Origin of the sequence: Agromyces mediolanus (assembly GCF_014648575.1) — a bacterium.
GTDB lineage: Bacteria > Actinomycetota > Actinomycetes > Actinomycetales > Microbacteriaceae > Agromyces > Agromyces mediolanus.
Genome location: NZ_BMRJ01000001.1, coordinates 2,048,645 through 2,064,382, shown reverse-complemented (window position 1 = coordinate 2,064,382; position 15,738 = coordinate 2,048,645). Strand labels below are relative to the sequence as shown.

Here is a 15,738-nt window from a genome sequence, read left to right as displayed (position 1 = left end):
GGGCCGAGGCGGTTTCTGGGGGTTCGAGTCGGGTGCGGAGCCGTCGGGCACGCTGCCGGAACCGGCCCAACGGGATCGTGCCCGCAAGGTGCACCAACGCCTCGTCGAACTCGGTCAGTGCGGCAGCGTGCCGGGCGGCATCGGCCGGGGTACGGTGCGGGTCGTTGAGGGGCACTCCGTCGAGGGTGTCGAGCGCGGCACGTACCTCGGCGTACGAGGCGATGCCGTCACGGAACCTCGCCCACAGTCGGGGCAGATACCGGTGCGCGACAGTGGCGTGGTGGGCGCGGTTGCGGATCGTCGCGGCCGGCAGTTGCAGCCGCATCGACAGTTCCGCCGCGACCGAGCGGGCCGCGAGCTCTGCGACGGAGATGCCGCCGCGGGACTCGGCATGGTGCGCGTCGGGGTGGACGTACAGTTCGGGGTGGGCGTCGGCGAGCGCGAACGCCTGCCGGTACGCGTCGAGCTGCGCAGCCTGCATGCGGTTCGCTTCCAACTGGGCGCCCTCGGCGGCATCCAGCGTGGCCTGCAGTTCAGCGAACACCGCCCGCGACCCGCCAGCGGCCGACGCGACCCGCCACCCATCCAACGACGCCCAATCAGGATCAGCCCACTCAGGGTCAGCCCACTCAGGGTCAGCCCACCCAGGGTCAGCCCACTCAGGCTCAGCCCGCTCGGCAGCACTGACCGCGGCCGGGTCGTCGGGGTGCAGCACATCGGGCATACCCCAACGCTATCGAACACAGCTTCGAAACTCACCACCGAAGTGGCGCTATGGAAAACCCGCGCCGAATCCGCCGTGACCGGGTTCAAGCCCGGTCACGAGCGTCCGCGAGGTCTGCGCCTAGTGCCCCATCCCGAGGCCGCCGTCGACGGGGATGACGGCGCCCGAGATGTACGCGGCGTCGTCGGACGCGACCCAGGCGACGACCTTCGCGACCTCGCTCGGCACCGCGAAACGGCCGGCGGGGATGTTCTTCTTGTACTCGGCCTGCTGCGCCTCGGGGAGGGCGTCGGTCATGTCGGTCTCGATGAAGCCGGGCGCCACGACGTTCGCGGTGATGCCGCGCGCGCCGAGCTCGCGGGTGAGCGAGCGAGCCATGCCGACGAGGCCGGCCTTCGACGCCGAGTAGTTGACCTGCCCGGCGGAGCCGTAGAGGCCGACGACGCTGGAGATGAGCACGACCCGGCCGAAGCGGGCCTTCAGCATGCCCTTCGAGGCGCGCTTCACCACGCGGAACGCGCCCCCGAGGTTGGTGTCGACGACCTGCTCGAAGTCCTCGTCGCTCATCCGCATGAGCAGCGTGTCGCGGGTGATGCCGGCGTTCGCGACGACGACTTCGACCGGCCCGAGCTCCGCCTCGATCTCGGCGAACGCCCGGTCGACCGACTCGCTGTCGGTGACATCGGCGCGAACCGTCAGCGAGCCGGCGGGACCCTCGCCCGAGCGCGCCGTGACGGCCACCCGGTGGCCCTGCGCGAGGAACTCCTCGGCGATCGCGTATCCGATCCCCCGGTTGCCCCCGGTCACCAGCACGGTGCGGCTCGTCGTCATATCGGCTCCATTTCGAGTCGGAAGAGAAAGCGGACCTCGCCCGAGGCCCGTCCCAGCATAGAACGTCGTCCATTCCCGGCATCCGCTCGGCCGAGACGGACGTAGGCTTGAGAGGAGGAGCGCCGTCAGAGCCCGGCGACCATCATGAAGCAGCAGTCGATCACCTCGCTGCCGCCCTCCCCCGATCAGGAGCGGCGCGCGCGCATGCTCAAGTACACGATCGCGATGACGATCCGTGTCGGGTGCATCTTCGCCATGCTCTTCGTGCAGGGCTGGTGGCTCGCGATCTTCGCGGCGGGGGCGATCTTCCTGCCCTACGTCGCCGTCGTGCTCGCCAACGCGCAGGGCTCCGGCCGCGCGGGGCAGATCGTCTCCCCTGAGCGGGCGATTCCCGCCGCGCCGACGCAGACCCGCGGCGACGACGACGCCGACCGACCCGATTCACCTGCCGGTGGTGCAGCATGATCGGCGGACTGGGCGGCGGCCCGGCGGAGGCCGTCTGCTCGCGGGCCGGTTGCAGCGCGCCCGCGCGGTGGCGGGTCGAGTGGAGCAATCCGCGCATCCACACCGACGGCCGCACCAAGACCTGGCTCGCCTGCGACGACCACGTCGAGTACCTGCGCGGCTTCGTCGAGGCCCGCAGCTTTCCCGTCGCCGTCAGCCGGTTCGTCGCACCGGCCGCCGCTCCCGGAGGAGATGAATGAGCCGCTGGCGCTTCCTGATCGCCCCGCGCTGGGCCGGGTACCTCGCCCTCGTGATCGTGTTCGCGATCGTGTGCTCCGCCCTCGGCACCTGGCAGCTGAACCGCCGCGCCGAGGCCCTCGCGGAGGTGGCCCGCATCGACGCCAACTACGACGCCGAGCCGATCCCGCTGGCCGAGGCGCTCCCCGAGCTCGACGCCTTCGACGTCGAGCAGCGCTGGCAGGTCGTCGAGCTCCGCGGCGAGTACCTCGCGGAGGACGAGGTCGTCGTCCGCAACCGACCCTTCGCCGGCACGACGGGCTTCGAGGTGGTCACGCCGTTCCGGCTCGACAACGGCGACGTCTTCATGGTCGACCGCGGCTGGGTCGCGCAGAACTCGGACGGCCGTCCGAGCGAGGTGCCTCCCCCGCCGAGCGGCGAGGTCGACGTCACCGCACGGCTCAAGGCGGGCGAGGGCCGCATCGCTGGCCGCACCTCGACGGGTCGCGAGTTCGCGACCATCGACCTCGAGGAGCTCGCGGAGCGCGTGGGCGCGCCGAGCTACACGGGCGCCTACGGCATCCTCGTGCAGGACGGAGCGGATGCCGCGGAGCCGCCGCTCGGCGCACCGCGCCCCGAGCGCGACGAGGGACCGCACCTCTCGTACGCGCTGCAGTGGTACGTCTTCGCGCTGCTCGCCTTCATCGGCCTCGGCTGGGCGGCGAACCAGGAGCGCAAGGCGCGCGAGGAGGCCGGGCTCGACGAGATCCGCGCGGATGGCTCGGCCGCGCGCACCCAGCACCGCGCACCCCGGCGGAAGGAGCCGGCGAAGCGCGACCACGACGCGGACACCGAGGACGAGATCCTCGACCGGCGCTGAGACCGGCGCCGAGCCACGGTCGCCTCATGGGGCGCCAGCCGCGAGCCGAGCGGCTCAGGCGAGCTCGATGAGCTCCTGGTACTCGGCGCTCCAGTGGTCCTCGACGCCGTCGGGCAGGATCAGCACCCGCTCGGGGTTCAGCGCCTCGACGGCGCCCGGGTCGTGCGAAACGAGCACGACAGCGCCCTCGAAGTGCGCGAGCGCGTCGAGGATCTCCTCGCGGCTGGCGGGGTCGAGGTTGTTGGTGGGCTCGTCGAGCAGCAGCACGTTGGCTCCGGAGACGACGATCATGGCGAGCGCGAGTCGGGTCTTCTCACCGCCGGAGAGCACGCCGGCCGGCTTGTGCACGTCGTCGCCCGTGAAGAGGAACGAGCCCAGCACCTTGCGCGCCTCGGTCTCGGTGAGCGCCGGCGAGGAGGACACCATGTTCTCGAGCACGGTGCGCTTGACGTCGATCGTCTCGTGCTCCTGCGCGAAGTAGCCGATGCGGAGGCCGTGCCCGGGCTCGAGCTGCCCGGTGTCGGGCTGGTCGACCCCCGCCAGGATGCGCAGCAGGGTCGTCTTGCCGGCGCCGTTCAGGCCGATGATGACGACCTTCGAGCCCCGGTCGATGGCCAGGTCCACAGCCGTGAAGATCTCGAGCGAGCCGTAGCTCTTCGAGAGATCGGACGCCTGCAGCGGGGTGCGCCCGCACGCGGCGGGCGTCGGGAAGCGGAGCTTCGCGACGCGGTCGACCGCGCGCACCTCCTCGAGCCCGGCGAGCAGCTTGTCGGCGCGCGCCACCATCTGGTGCGCCGCCGCGGCCTTCGACGCCTTGGCCCCGAACTTGGCGGCCTGCAGGCGCAGCGCGTCGGCCTTCTTCTCGGCGTTGGCGCGCTCCTTCTTGCGGCGCTCCTCGTCGGCGGCGCGCTGGCGCAGGTAGTGCTTCCAGCCCATGTTGTAGATGTCGATGACCGAACGGTTCGCATCCAGGTAGAACACCCGGTTCACGACCTCGCCGACGAGCTCGACGTCGTGGCTGATCACGATGACGCCGCCGCGGTAGTTCTTCAGGAACTCGCGCAGCCAGACGACGGAGTCGGCGTCGAGGTGGTTCGTCGGCTCGTCGAGGATCATCGTCTCGGCGTCGGAGAACAGGATGCGCGCGAGTTCGATGCGTCGTCGCTGGCCGCCGGAGAGCGTCTTCAGCGGCTGGTCGAGGATGCGGTCGGGCAGGTTCAGGTTGGACGCGATCGACGCGGCCTCCGCCTCGGCCGCGTAGCCGCCGAGCGCCGTGAAGCGGTCGGTGAGCGTGCCGTAGCGCTTCATCGCCTTCTCGGCGATCGCGGGATCGTCGGACCCCATCTGCTCGGATGCCTCGCGCATGCCGAGCACGAGGGTGCCGAGGCCGCGGGCGTCGAGGATGCGCGTGCGCGCGAGCATCTCGGGGTCACCCGAGCGCGGGTCCTGCGGGAGATAGCCGATCTCGCCCGAGCGGTCGATGCGGCCGCCCGTCGGCAGGGTCTCCCCCGCGAGCGTCTTGGTCAGCGTGGTCTTGCCGGCACCGTTGCGGCCGACGAGGCCGATCTTGTCGCCGGGGCTGACCCGGAACGAGACGTCTTCCATGAGCAGCCGGGCGCCGACGCGGATCTCGAGATCGGTGACGGCGAGCACGGCGGGGCCTCCTGGAGGGGTGGGGATCGTGTGCCGAGCGGCACAGCCTCCCAGTCTATCGCGCCTGCGGGCGGTGCGTCGCCGCCGGGCGTCGGCGGGCTCCGGCAGACTCTGGGCATGACGAACTCCACGACCGCGGATGCCGCATCCAGTGCCGTCCGTGCGACGCGGCTCGCCGCCCAGGGGCTCGACACCGGCTTCGCCTCCCCCGCCCGGGTGATCGACCGCCTCGTCTGCGTGCAGGCGCAGGACCTGGCCGCGGCGAAGTGGGTGCTCGGCGCACGCATCCCGGGCAGCTCCGAGGCGCGCATCGACGAGGCGATCGACGGCGCCGAGCTGCTCCGGTCCTGGCCCATGCGGGGCACGCTGCACTTCGTCTCGCCGGAGCTGTACCGGCCGATCCTCGGCTTGACGGCGGAGCGCGTGCTCCAGCGGGCGACGACGATCCACCGGCGCGAGGGGATCGACGACGAAGTCGTCGCCCGGGCGCGCGCGGTGGCCGTCGCCGAGCTCGAGGGCGGCAGATCGGCGACGCGCGAGGAGCTCCAGGCGGCGTGGGACGGCGCCGGCATCCCGATCGAAGGCCAGCGCGGCTACCACCTGCTGTGGCGGCTCGCGAACGAGGGGCTGCTCTGCTGCGGCCCGATCGAGACGCGCGCGAGGCAGCGCTTCGCGCTCCTCGACGAGTGGTCGCCGGCCGCGCCCGGCCCGGTCATCGACGAGGAGGAGGCGCTCGCCCGGTTCTTCCTCGGCTACGCGCGCGGGCACGGGCCCGTCTCGGTGCGCGACTTCGCCTGGTGGGGTGGGCTCACGATGGCGCAGGCCCGCACGGGGCTCGCCGCCGCGGGCGATGCGGTCGCCGCGTTCGATGCGGAGCGCTTCGTCGCGGCGGATGCCTCGCCGGCACCGACGGCGCCGACGGGACGGCATGTGCTGGCGCCGTTTGACGAGTACTTCCTCGGCTACGGCGATCGTTCGGCGTTCTGCTCCGAGGCCGATGCGCTGCGGGTCGTCCCGGGCAAGAACGGGCTGTTCCTGCCGCTCCTGGTCGCCGACGGCGAGGTCGTCGGCACCTGGAAGCGCCGGCCGCCGCGACGCGGTGCGGTGCGGTCGGGGTCGAGGTGACGGCGTTCGAGGCGATGCCGCCGCTCGACGAGTTCCGACCCGCGTTCGAGCGCTGGGCGGCGTTCTGGTCGTTGACGCTCGACGAGGTGGTGCTCGCCGGCTGACGCGGGCGGGTCATCCTGCGCTCCGCACCGCGGAGACGCGACGAGGGGCCGGGCGATCGCAGCGCCCGGCCCCTCGTCTTCGCACGGGATTACTGCGCGAGCTGCGCCTGCAGCTCCAGGGTGATGGTCACCTGGTCGCCGAGCAGCACGCCGCCGGTCTCGAGCGCCGCGTTGTAGTGCAGGCCGAAGTCCTCGCGGTTGATGACGGCCTTGGCGGTGGCGCCGGCCTTGTAGTTGCCGTAGGGGTCGCCGCCGAAGCCGCCGAAGTCGAAGTCGAAAGTGACGGGCTTCGTGATGCCGCGGATGGTGAGGTCGCCGTCGACCTTGAAGTCGCCGCCCTCGACGCGGACGCCGGTCGAGACGAAGTCGATCGTCGGGTAGGTCTCGGCCTCGAAGAAGTCGCCGGTGCGCAGGTGCGCGTCGCGGTTCGGCTCGTTCGTCGACACGGACGCGACCTCGGCGGAGGCGGTCACGGACGAGTCGAGGGGGTTCTCCGCGGTCACGAAGGTGGCGTCGAAGCGCTCGAACTTGCCCTTGACCTTGCTGATCATGAGGTGGCGGATCTGGAAGCCGACCTCGCTGTGGGCGGGGTCGATGGTCCAGCTGCCGGCGCGGTAGCCGGGGATGTCGATGGTGGGTGCGGTCGTCGTCATGAGGGTGGTCTCCGATGTCGATTCGTCGGGGCCGGTCGGCCCGCTTCGATGACAACGCATGGAATCCCGAGATGTATTCCAATGCATACGAAAATATTCGGAGAAGGGATCGTCGCCGTCCAGAACGTGCGGCTCAGCCGGCGGTGAGTTCGCGACGGAGCGTCAGCACCCTGAGCGCGGCGTCGTCCACGCGGGCCTCGGGGATGCGGCCCGAGCGCACGGCGTCGGCGAGGGCGCGTGTCAGCCCGTCGACGGAGATGCCGAACTCCGAAGGATCCTCCGGCAGCACGTACAGCAGCACGTCCGAGCCGGCGGCGACCGCGCGGATCGCGTTCTCCCCCGGATCCTGGTAGTCCGCGAGCCCGTTGTGCTGCAGCATCAGCATGTCGTCGGTGACGACGACGCCCTCGAAGCCGAGCTCCTCCCGCAGGATGCGGTGCCACTCCGTCGACAAGGACGCCGGGGCGGCGTCGACGGCGGGGAAGACGAGGTGGCCGGTCATGACGAACTCACTGCCGGCGTCGATGCCGGCCTGGAACGGCGGCGCGGCGATCGCCTGCCACTGGGCGAGGTCGAGCGGGCTCGTCGGCAGGCTCTCGTGGGAATCGCCGGGCGCCTGACCGTGGCCCGGGAAGTGCTTGAGCGTGGACCCCACCAGCCCCTGCTCGCCCTGCACCGCGGCGGCGACGAGCGGGGAGGCGTTCGCCGCATCGGTGCCGAGCACCCGGTCGAAGATGAAGGAGTCGGGGTCGTCCGTGACATCGGCGACGATCCCGAAGTTCACGTCGACGCCCGCCGCCGCGAGCACTTCGCCGCGCGTGCGGAACGCGGCCGCCGCGTCCGCCGCCGAGCCGCCGCGCAGCGCATCCGCTCCGGGGGCGGGGTCCCAGGGGATCCGCTGGACGTCGCCGCCCTCCTCATCGATGCCGATGAGCGTGCGCGCCTCCGGATCGCTCTGCACCGCGGCGGTGAGCGCTGCGAGCGCTGCCGGATCGTCGGGGATGTTGTCGCCCATCAGGATGAGTCCGGCGAGCCCCTGCGCGGCGAGGGCCCGGAGCGGGGCCGGGTCGGTCCCCGGAGCGTGCAGCATGAGGAGCGACGCGGCCTTCTGCTCGAGGCTCATCCCCTCGAGGCGCTCCGCCGCCCACTCGGCCGCGGTCGGCGGCGCGGGCGTCGACGGTGCCGGCGAGGGCGCCGCGGTCGGCGGACTCGACGGCGCGGGCGCCGCGCTGCAGGCCGAGACCGCCAGGACGCCGGCGGCGACGAGGGCGAGCAGCCCGGCGCGTGTGCTCCGCATGGGCATCGAGTCTACGGGGCGTGTCCCGAACGGCGGCCCGGAGGCCCGCGGGTAGACTCGCCGCGCCGACGACCGCGGAGGTGGGTTTCTGATGCGTTCTCGCCGCACCTTCCGCCGCGGCGCCGCCGTTGGTGCTGCACTCGTGCTGACCGGACTGCTCGGCCTGGCGGTGCCGCCCGCCGTCGCCGCCGACGACTACCCGAGCTGGGACGAGGTCGAGGCGGCGAAGTCCGACGTGTCCAGCCGGACCGCGGAAGCGGAACGGATCGACGCGCTCGTCGCCACGCTCCAGGCGGAGTCGGGCCGCCTCGGCGACGCGGCGGTCGTCGCCGCCTCGGAGTCCGCCGCGGCGGACGCCGCCCTCGCGGAGGCGAGTGATCGCGCCGAGGAGCTTCAGGCCTCGGCCGGTGCCGCGAACAGCACTGCCGCCGAGGCCGCCGCGCAGTTCGGACGGGCGTCGGCGCTGCTGGCCCGTTCAGGCTCGACGAACGGTCTGCTCACGCTCCTCACCGAGAGCGCCCACCCGGAGGCGAGCGGGGATCCGAGCCGAACGCTGATGGCCCTGTCCCGCACCGAACGCCTCGCGGACCTGTCCTCGGGCATCGCGGCCGTCGCGACCGAGGCCAAGGCGAACGCCGACGCCCTGAGCGCCCAAGCGGCCGTCGCCGAGGACGAGCGGTCGCGCCGGGCCGAGGCCGCCCGCAGCCAGGCGGAGGCGGCGGAAGCCGCGCACGCCCGCGCCGAGGCCGACGTCGCGGCGCAGCAGGCGACCCTCGACACGCTCTATGCGCAGCTCGCCAGCCTCCGCGACCGCTCGGTCGAGCTCGAGCGCCGCTACCAGATCGGGCTCGACGCCCAACGCGAGGCGGACGCGCGCGCCGCGGCGGAGGCCGAGGCGAACGGCGGGATGACGCCGGCGCCGCCGCCCGGGGTCGTGGTGGACCCCGACGGCGCGAAGGCGTACGCACGGCAGGCGGTGGCCCGCTACGGCTGGGGCGACGGCGAGTACCAGTGCCTGGTGCGCCTGTGGACCAGGGAGTCGAGCTGGCGGGCTGACGCGTACAACGCCTCGAGCGGCGCCTACGGCATCCCGCAATCACTGCCCGGCAGCAAGATGGCCTCGGCCGGCGCGGACTGGCGCACGAACGCGGCGACGCAGATCGAGTGGGGGCTCGCCTACATCTCGGGTCGGTACGGCGCTCCGTGCGGAGCCTGGGCGCACTCCGAAGCGGTCAACTGGTACTGAGCCGCCCCGCTCCCCCGCCGTACCCGGCGTGCGGTCGGTGTTCAGGCGCCGCGCGCCACACTGGAGGGATGGAGCACGAGGAGCAGGCGATCTTCCGCAGACACGCGGGCGACGCGAGCCTGCTGGCCGGCGGTGCCGCCGCGATCCTCCTCCAGCTCGCCGATCCGCGCGTCGCCGCCGGCGTCGCCGCGCACAGCGACTTCGTGAACCGTCCGTTCGATCGACTGCTCGGCACCCTCGACTATCTCTACGCCGTCGGCTTCGGCGCACCGGAGCTGGCGGAGCGGATGGCCCGACACGTCGATGAGCGGCACCGTCCGGTGCACGGTCGCGCCGGAGCGGACGGAGCCCGCTACAGCGCCTTCGACCCCGATGCCCAGCGCTGGGTGGCCGCGACCATCACGGCGATGACGCTGCAGCTGCACGAACGGCTCGCCGGCCAGCTCCCTCACGCGGAGGCCGATCTCATCGTGCGCCGACTCGGCGCGCTCGGCGGGCGACTCCAGGCGACGAGCGCCGGCTGGCCCGACACCAGGGCCCAGTTCGAAACGTGGTGGGCCGAGCGGCTCGCGCAACTCGAGGTGGGCGACGACGCGCGGCGCATCGCCCGCGCACTGCTCGAGGCCCGGGCGCTGCCCCTCGGCGTTCGACTGCTCATGCCGCCGGTGCGGCTCATGACCGCCGCCCTCCTCCCCGAGCCGGTCCGCCGCGGCTACGGACTGTCGTCGGCGCCCCGGGTGCTCGCGGCCGGCGCGGCCTGGCTCCGGGTCGTCGGGGTCGCGAGGCGCCTGCTCCCCCGAAGCATCCGCGAGCTGCCGCTGCGACAGGCGCTCCGGCGCGCCGCGCTGGCCACCGAGTACGCTGAGCCTCGAGGACGATGACGACCCAGCAGGAGCCATGACCACGCAGCAGCCGCACCGCGAACCGCTCGACGACATCGACCGGCGCATCGTCGCCGAGCTCAGTCAGGACGGCCGGCTGTCGGTGCGCACCCTCGCGGAGCGGGTGCACGTCTCCCGCACCGCCGCGCACAACCGGCTCCAGGCGCTGCAGCGCCGTGGGGTGATCAGCGGCTTCGGCGCCCAGATCGACCGCAAGGCGATCGGGCTCGAGATCTCCGCGCTCGTCGTGGTGCGCGTCGGCGACGTGCCCTGGGAGCAGATCGTCGAGCAGCTCGCGACCCTGCCCTTCGTCGAGAAGGTGCAGGCGGTCTCCGGCGACATCGACATCATCCTCACCGTCAGCGCGCCGGACCACGAGCAGCTGAGCCAGGCGATCCTCCGTGACATCCACGACATGCCCGGCGTCGTGTCCACGCGGTCGCACCTCATCCTCGCCGAGATCGAGGGCCGCCCGCCCGCGCAGTCCCTGGACATCTGGCGCAGCTGACGCCCCGTCGGGTGGACGCGCGTCACGTGTTCCGCCCATCGAGAGCCGTTCGTTCCTCCTTGCGCGACACGGCCTCCGCGAGGCGCGAAGCTGCCCGACGATGGCGTCATGAGCCTCAACGTCGAGCTGCCGCCCACCCGCACCCTGCCGCCGGAGAAACCGCTCCGGCTGCTCGACAACGCCGGACACGCGGTGACCGGTCGCGACACCGGCGGATTCGCCCTCCCCGACCTCGCCACGCTCGTCGAGCTCTACCGGCGCATGGTGATCGCCCGCCGCTTCGACGTGCAGGTCACGGCGCTCACCCGGCAGGGACGCCTCGCCACCTACCCCTCCGCCCTCGGTCAGGAGGCGTGCGAGATCGGCGCCGTCTCGGCGCTCGACGCCGACGACTGGCTCTTCCCGACCTACCGCGAGAGCGTGGCGCTGCTCACCCGCGGCATCGACCCCGCCGAGATCCTCGTCTCCTTCCGCGGGGACTGGCACAACGGCTACGACCAGCGCGCGCACCGCACCGCGGCCCAGGCGACGCCGCTCGCGACCCAGGCGCTGCACGCCGTCGGCCTCGGCCACGCCGCCAGACTGCGGCACGACCCCATCGCTACCCTCGCCTTCCTCGGCGACGGCGCGACGAGCGAAGGCGACGCCCACGAGGCCTTCAACTTCGCCGCCGTCTGGCAGACGCCCACCGTGTTCCTCGTGCAGAACAACCAGTACGCCATCAGCGTGCCGCTCTCGCGCCAGACGCACGCCCGCACCCTCGCCGACAAGGCCGTCGGCTACGGGATGCCCGGGTACCACGTCGACGGCAACGACGTCGCTGCGGTCTACGCCGTGACGCGGGCGGCCGTCGAACGCGCGAGGGCCGGTCTCGGCCCCACCTTCATCGAAGGCGTCACCTACCGGGTGGAGTCGCACACCAACTCGGACGACCCCACGCGGTACCGCCAGCAGCGCGAGGTCGAGCACTGGAAGCGACGCGACCCCATCGAGCGGCTCGAGAAGTACCTCGTCTCCGAGGGGGCGCTCGGCGACGCACTGCGCGAGGAGATCACCGAGGCGGCCGAAGCGCTCGCGGCGCGCACCCGTGCGGCGATGTCCGCCGAGGCGGAGATCTCGCCGCTCGAGCTGTTCGACCACGTCTACGCGAGCCCTCGGCGCCAGCTCGCCGAGCAGCGCGAACGACTCGCCGCCGAGCTGGCGGCCGAGCTCGAGCCGAGCGGAGCAGAGCGATGAGCGCGCTCGCCGAAGCTGCTCCCGCGCCCGAGGCCTCGACCGCGCCGGGCCCGGTGACCATGGCGGCCGCACTCAACCGCGCCCTGCGCGACGCGATGGCGGAGGACGACCGCGTCGTCGTCTATGGCGAGGACGTCGGTCCGCTCGGCGGCGTCTTCCGGGTGACCGACGGGCTGCAGGCCGAGTTCGGCGACGAGCGGATCTGGGACTCCCCGCTCGCGGAGTCGGGTATCGTCGGCACCGCGGTCGGCATGGCCATGTACGGCCTCCGTCCCGTGGTGGAGATGCAGTTCGACGCGTTCAGCTACCCCGCCTTCGAGCAGATCGTCTCGCACGTCGCGAAGATGCGGAACCGCACCAAGGGCCGGCTGCAGCTGCCGATGGTGATCCGCATTCCGTGCGCCGGGGCGATCGGCGGCGTCGAGCACCACTCCGACTCCTCCGAGGCCTACTGGACCGCGACCCCGGGGCTGACGGTGGTGACGCCCTCGAACCCGGCGGACGCCTACTCGATGCTGCGCGAGGCGATCGCGAGCGACGACCCCGTCGTGTTCATGGAGCCGAAGAGCCGCTACTGGGCCAAGGCCGAGCTCGCACTGCCGGTCACGACCGCGCCGATGGACCGCGCGCTGGTGCTCCGCGAGGGGACCGACGTCACGCTCCTCGCCTACGGGCCGACGGTGAAGACGGCCCTGGATGCCGCGGACGCCGCGGCCTCGGAGGACCTCTCGATCGAGGTGATCGACCTCCGCAGCCTCTCCCCCTTCGACGACGAGACCGTGAGCGCATCGGTGCGGAAGACCTCGCGCGCGGCGGTCATCCACGAGGCGGCCCAGTTCGGCGGCTACGGCGCCGAGGTGGCGGCCCGCGTGACGGAGCGCAACTTCCACTGGCTCGCGGAGCCCGTGCTCAGGATCGCGGGGTTCGACATCCCGTACCCCTCGCCCAAGCTCGAGTCCTTCCACCTGCCGACCGCCGACCGGGTGCTGCACGCGCTCGCCGGCTGGAACTGGGACCTCGCATGAGCCGCGAGTTCCTGCTGCCCGACCTCGGCGAGGGACTGAGCGAAGCCGAGATCGTCGCGTGGCTCGTCGCCCCCGGCGACACGGTCGCCGTCGACCAGCCCGTGGTCGAGCTCGAGTCGGCGAAGTCGGTCGTCCAGCTGCCGTGCCCGTTCGACGGCGTCGTGAGCCGGCTCGGCGGCGAGGTGGGCACCGTGCTCCACGAGGGGGCCGTGCTGCTCGCGCTCGAGCCCGCGGGCGACGCCGCGGGCGATGCCGCCGGGACCGAGCGGCCCGACGAGGCCTCCGCTCCGGAGGAGACGTCCGGGGCCGTCCTCGTCGGCTACGGCACGGTCTCGACCGCGGCGTCGGCCCGGCCGGCCGACGCCCCGGCACGGTTCGGCCGGCGGGGCTCCGCGCGTCCGCTCGGCGCCGGGCTCACCGCCCCTCGTCCTCGCCTCGATCCGGGGCGGCGCTCCCCCGTCGTGTCGCCCATCGTGCGCCGGCTCGCGCGCCAGAACGGCTTCGACGCGAGCCGGCTCGAGGGCACCGGGCCGGACCATCTCGTGCTCCGGCGGGACGTCGAGGCGTATCTCGCGCAGGGCGTGGCGCCCGTGCCCGAGCCGGCGGTGGTGGATGCCCCCTCGGCTCGGTCGAGCGCGGGCGACGAGCGGCTCCCGCTCGACCGGATGCGACGCGCTGCCGCGGCCCAGTTCACCCGATCGCGGCGCGAGATCCCCGAGGCGACGGTCTGGATGGACGTCGATGCGTCCCGGCTCGTCGCGGCGCGCCGGGAGCTGTCTGAAGCGACGGGCGAGCGCTTCGGGCTCACCGCGCTCATCGCCCGCTTCGCGGTCGCGGGCCTCGCGCGGCATCCGATCCTGAACTCGAGCTTCGACGCCGAGCGCGAGGAGATCGTCCAGCACCGGGCGGTGCACCTCGGGCTCGCGACTCAGGGGCCGCGCGGCCTCGTGGTGCCGGTGATCGCGGACGCGGGTTCGCTCAGCCTGCGCGGACTCCGCGACGCGATCGCCGCCGTACCCGGCGAGCTGGAGGCGGGAAGCGCGCGCCTGCGCGGGGGCACCTTCACGCTGAACAACTACGGCGCGCTCGGCGTCGACGGTTCGGCGGCGATCATCAATCACCCCGAGGCCGCCATGCTCGGCGTCGGGCGCTTCCTCGAGCGCCCCTGGGTGGTCGACGGCGCGATCGTTCCCCGCACCGTGACCGAGCTGACACTGAGCTTCGACCACCGGGTGTGCGACGGCGCGGAGGCGGCGGCGTTCCTGACCTTCGTCGCCGGGTGCATCGAGCGGCCGATGACGCTGCTGGCCGAGCTCTAAGGCGCGCTGCGGTCGGGCCTGCGGCTCAGAAGAACTCGTCGGGCGTGCCCGCGGCACGCTCGACGTCGCTCGTGTCGCGACCGGCGTCGCGCAGCTTCGCGACGGCGACGCGGAGCCCGGACTCCATCTGCGCGGCCCAGGCATCCGACTCACGCGCACTGGTCTCCGCCGCGCGAGCGCGGGACTCGGCGGCCTCGGCGGCCTCGCGCGCGTCGGCGACCTGCTTGAGTGCGAGCGAGATGCCGTAGTACGCGGCGACCATGGTCGCGATCGGGGCGGCGATGATCGCGAGCGCGCTGATGGCCGCCCCGTTCGGCGCGAAGGCGACGAGCAGTGCGAACGCCAGGAACAGCGCGACGATCGCGGCGAGCACGACGAGCATGAATCTGAGGTCGCGCCCCCACGGACCGCGATTTCGCTGCGGGGCGGGCGCGGCCGGATCGGCGGTGCCGAATGGGTCGATCGTGGGCGAGGCGGGTGCGGTCTCGGACATCGTTTCCTCCTGGCCGACGGACGATACGTCCCCCATTGTGGGGTCGAGGCGCGGGGTCGGTCAAGGCGATCGGGCGCCCGTGCCCCCTGAACTGGCTACGTTTCGAGCTTTCGCCGGGCCGGTGCCTTCCGACAGAATCGGAGGCAGATGGGAACTCGTTCGGGGGCGAGAGGCTGAGAGTACCCGCTCGAAGCTGACGTCGTACCGCGCATGCCTGAGGCGCGGACGCCCGTGTTCATCGACCGTTCGGTCGGCGAATGCAGGTGTCCAACCCTCGGATCAGTCACCGTTCGCCTCACGGCGACCGCTGTGAGGCTGTGCATGCACGGAAGGACACGCGGTATGAAACCCACTGTCGTCGCCCTGTTCATCCTCGCCGGCGCACTCGTGCCCGGCATCGCGGCCCAGGCCGCCCAGCCCGCGGCCGCACCAGCGGTCGCGGTGCACGCGGCGGGCTTCGGCGACAATCCGGGGACGGATGTCTCCGGGTACCGTGCGAGCGCACAAGCCGATCACGATGCTCGACTCGAAGCGGCTCGCGCCGCTGCCGAGGCGAAGGCTGCGGCGGATGCCGCGGCGGCGCAGGCTGCGGCCGAGGCTGCTGCGGCCCAGGCCGCTGCCGACGCCGAGGCCGGGTTCGTCGCTCAGGGGGATGACGACGCCTCCTGGTCCGACGAGGGCTCGTGGTCGGGTGGCTCCGCCGGGACGGCTGCACCCGCAGCCGCCTCGGCGCCTGCTGAGGCTGCACCCCAGCCGACGTCACCACGACCGGACAACAGCAACTGCGGACCCTGCCCCGCGGAGACGCTGGAGTGGATCGTGTACGACGGCGTCGGCTACTGGGCGCGCCCCTGAGCGAGCGACCCGAACCGCTCCACACCGTGGGCCCGACGACTTCGGTCGCCGGGCCCACGGCTTTGCCCGGCCCGGTTCAGCGGCCGGTCTGCGCGTGGGTTCCGTCGCACCAGCGATCGGCGGGCACGCCGCGCTGCACCTCGTCGATGTGCTGGCCGCAGCCGGACCACGTCGTCTTGCCGCACTGCTGGCAGGTGATGGGTGAGCACATGCGTGCGTTCCTCTCT

At 72.7% G+C, this 15,738-nt stretch carries 18 protein-coding genes; 11 read left to right on the top strand and 7 right to left on the bottom strand.

Going from position 1 to position 15,738, the window contains the following annotated elements; translation table 11 throughout:
- Together IEY71_RS09800 and IEY71_RS09795 are read right to left on the bottom strand one after the other, a co-directional pair.
- Positions 1 to 724, bottom strand: a 724-nt coding sequence (locus IEY71_RS09800) for a hypothetical protein (RefSeq protein WP_189085004.1), incomplete at its 3' end; no start/stop codon positions are given.
- Positions 725 to 844: 120 nt separating this feature from the next.
- Positions 845 to 1,555 (bottom strand): beta-ketoacyl-ACP reductase, encoded by a 711-nt coding sequence (locus IEY71_RS09795; protein WP_189085003.1) that lies wholly within the window; start codon positions 1,553 to 1,555, stop codon positions 845 to 847.
- Positions 1,556 to 1,699: 144 nt separating this feature from the next.
- Here IEY71_RS09795 and IEY71_RS09790 point away from each other — a divergent pair, with 144 nt between their 5' ends.
- The 3 genes from IEY71_RS09790 to IEY71_RS09780 are packed head-to-tail and all read left to right on the top strand — an operon-like array spanning position 1,700 to position 3,116.
- On the top strand, positions 1,700 to 2,020 hold the full coding sequence (locus tag IEY71_RS09790) for a DUF3099 domain-containing protein (protein ID WP_189085002.1): 321 nt from the start codon (positions 1,700 to 1,702) through the stop codon (positions 2,018 to 2,020).
- Positions 2,017 to 2,259 carry a hypothetical protein gene (locus IEY71_RS09785; protein WP_189085001.1) on the top strand — a complete coding sequence of 81 codons (243 nt, stop codon included), beginning with the start codon at positions 2,017 to 2,019 and terminating at the stop codon, positions 2,257 to 2,259. Before IEY71_RS09790 ends, IEY71_RS09785 begins: the two co-directional genes overlap by 4 nt.
- Positions 2,256 to 3,116, top strand: a complete 861-nt coding sequence (locus tag IEY71_RS09780; RefSeq protein WP_189085000.1) for an SURF1 family cytochrome oxidase biogenesis protein — start codon at positions 2,256 to 2,258, stop codon at positions 3,114 to 3,116. The genes IEY71_RS09785 and IEY71_RS09780 overlap by 4 nt, the downstream gene beginning before the upstream one ends.
- A gap of 54 nt (positions 3,117 to 3,170) precedes the next feature.
- Here the strand turns inward: IEY71_RS09780 and IEY71_RS09775 are convergent, their stop codons facing one another.
- Complete coding sequence (locus IEY71_RS09775) at positions 3,171 to 4,769, bottom strand: ABC-F family ATP-binding cassette domain-containing protein (protein ID WP_189084999.1); 1,599 nt, start codon at positions 4,767 to 4,769, stop codon at positions 3,171 to 3,173.
- Between the two features lie 117 nt (positions 4,770 to 4,886).
- On the opposite strand from IEY71_RS09775, the gene IEY71_RS09770 reads away from it, so the two are divergent.
- On the top strand, positions 4,887 to 5,894 hold the full coding sequence (locus IEY71_RS09770) for a winged helix DNA-binding domain-containing protein (RefSeq protein ID WP_189084998.1): 1,008 nt from the start codon (positions 4,887 to 4,889) through the stop codon (positions 5,892 to 5,894).
- A gap of 193 nt (positions 5,895 to 6,087) precedes the next feature.
- On the opposite strand, the gene IEY71_RS09765 is transcribed toward IEY71_RS09770, so the two are convergent.
- Positions 6,088 to 6,651 (bottom strand): YceI family protein, encoded by a 564-nt coding sequence (locus IEY71_RS09765; RefSeq protein WP_189084997.1) that lies wholly within the window; start codon positions 6,649 to 6,651, stop codon positions 6,088 to 6,090.
- A 133-nt stretch (positions 6,652 to 6,784) separates the two neighbouring features.
- Positions 6,785 to 7,948, bottom strand: coding sequence for a glycoside hydrolase family 3 N-terminal domain-containing protein (locus IEY71_RS09760; RefSeq protein WP_189084996.1), 1,164 nt, complete (start codon positions 7,946 to 7,948; stop codon positions 6,785 to 6,787).
- A 91-nt stretch (positions 7,949 to 8,039) separates the two neighbouring features.
- Between IEY71_RS09760 and IEY71_RS09755 the strand changes: the two genes are divergently transcribed.
- The 6 genes from IEY71_RS09755 (at position 8,040) to IEY71_RS09730 (ending at position 14,163) form a co-directional block, all read left to right on the top strand.
- Entirely contained in the window at positions 8,040 to 9,194 is a 1,155-nt protein-coding gene (locus tag IEY71_RS09755; RefSeq protein WP_189084995.1) for an aggregation-promoting factor C-terminal-like domain-containing protein, read from the top strand.
- Positions 9,195 to 9,262: 68 nt separating this feature from the next.
- Positions 9,263 to 10,075 (top strand): oxygenase MpaB family protein, encoded by an 813-nt coding sequence (locus IEY71_RS09750; protein ID WP_189084994.1) that lies wholly within the window; start codon positions 9,263 to 9,265, stop codon positions 10,073 to 10,075.
- A gap of 16 nt (positions 10,076 to 10,091) precedes the next feature.
- Positions 10,092 to 10,583, top strand: coding sequence for an Lrp/AsnC family transcriptional regulator (locus IEY71_RS09745; protein ID WP_189084993.1), 492 nt, complete (start codon positions 10,092 to 10,094; stop codon positions 10,581 to 10,583).
- A gap of 108 nt (positions 10,584 to 10,691) precedes the next feature.
- Positions 10,692 to 11,819 carry a pyruvate dehydrogenase (acetyl-transferring) E1 component subunit alpha gene (gene pdhA, locus IEY71_RS09740; RefSeq protein WP_189084992.1) on the top strand — a complete coding sequence of 376 codons (1,128 nt, stop codon included), beginning with the start codon at positions 10,692 to 10,694 and terminating at the stop codon, positions 11,817 to 11,819.
- Entirely contained in the window at positions 11,816 to 12,844 is a 1,029-nt protein-coding gene (locus IEY71_RS09735) for an alpha-ketoacid dehydrogenase subunit beta (protein WP_189084991.1), read from the top strand. Before pdhA ends, IEY71_RS09735 begins: the two co-directional genes overlap by 4 nt.
- On the top strand, positions 12,841 to 14,163 hold the full coding sequence (locus tag IEY71_RS09730) for a dihydrolipoamide acetyltransferase family protein (protein WP_189084990.1): 1,323 nt from the start codon (positions 12,841 to 12,843) through the stop codon (positions 14,161 to 14,163). The genes IEY71_RS09735 and IEY71_RS09730 overlap by 4 nt, the downstream gene beginning before the upstream one ends.
- Before the next feature lie 25 nt (positions 14,164 to 14,188).
- Here the strand turns inward: IEY71_RS09730 and IEY71_RS09725 are convergent, their stop codons facing one another.
- Complete coding sequence (locus tag IEY71_RS09725) at positions 14,189 to 14,656, bottom strand: hypothetical protein (RefSeq protein WP_189084989.1); 468 nt, start codon at positions 14,654 to 14,656, stop codon at positions 14,189 to 14,191.
- 342 nt (positions 14,657 to 14,998) lie between these two features.
- On the opposite strand from IEY71_RS09725, the gene IEY71_RS09720 reads away from it, so the two are divergent.
- Positions 14,999 to 15,511 carry a hypothetical protein gene (locus tag IEY71_RS09720; RefSeq protein WP_189084988.1) on the top strand — a complete coding sequence of 171 codons (513 nt, stop codon included), beginning with the start codon at positions 14,999 to 15,001 and terminating at the stop codon, positions 15,509 to 15,511.
- A 76-nt stretch (positions 15,512 to 15,587) separates the two neighbouring features.
- Here IEY71_RS09720 and IEY71_RS18535 read toward each other — a convergent pair whose 3' ends face one another.
- Entirely contained in the window at positions 15,588 to 15,722 is a 135-nt protein-coding gene (locus IEY71_RS18535) for a DUF8730 family Cys-rich protein (protein ID WP_268243559.1), read from the bottom strand.
- Positions 15,723 to 15,738 lie beyond the last annotated feature (16 nt).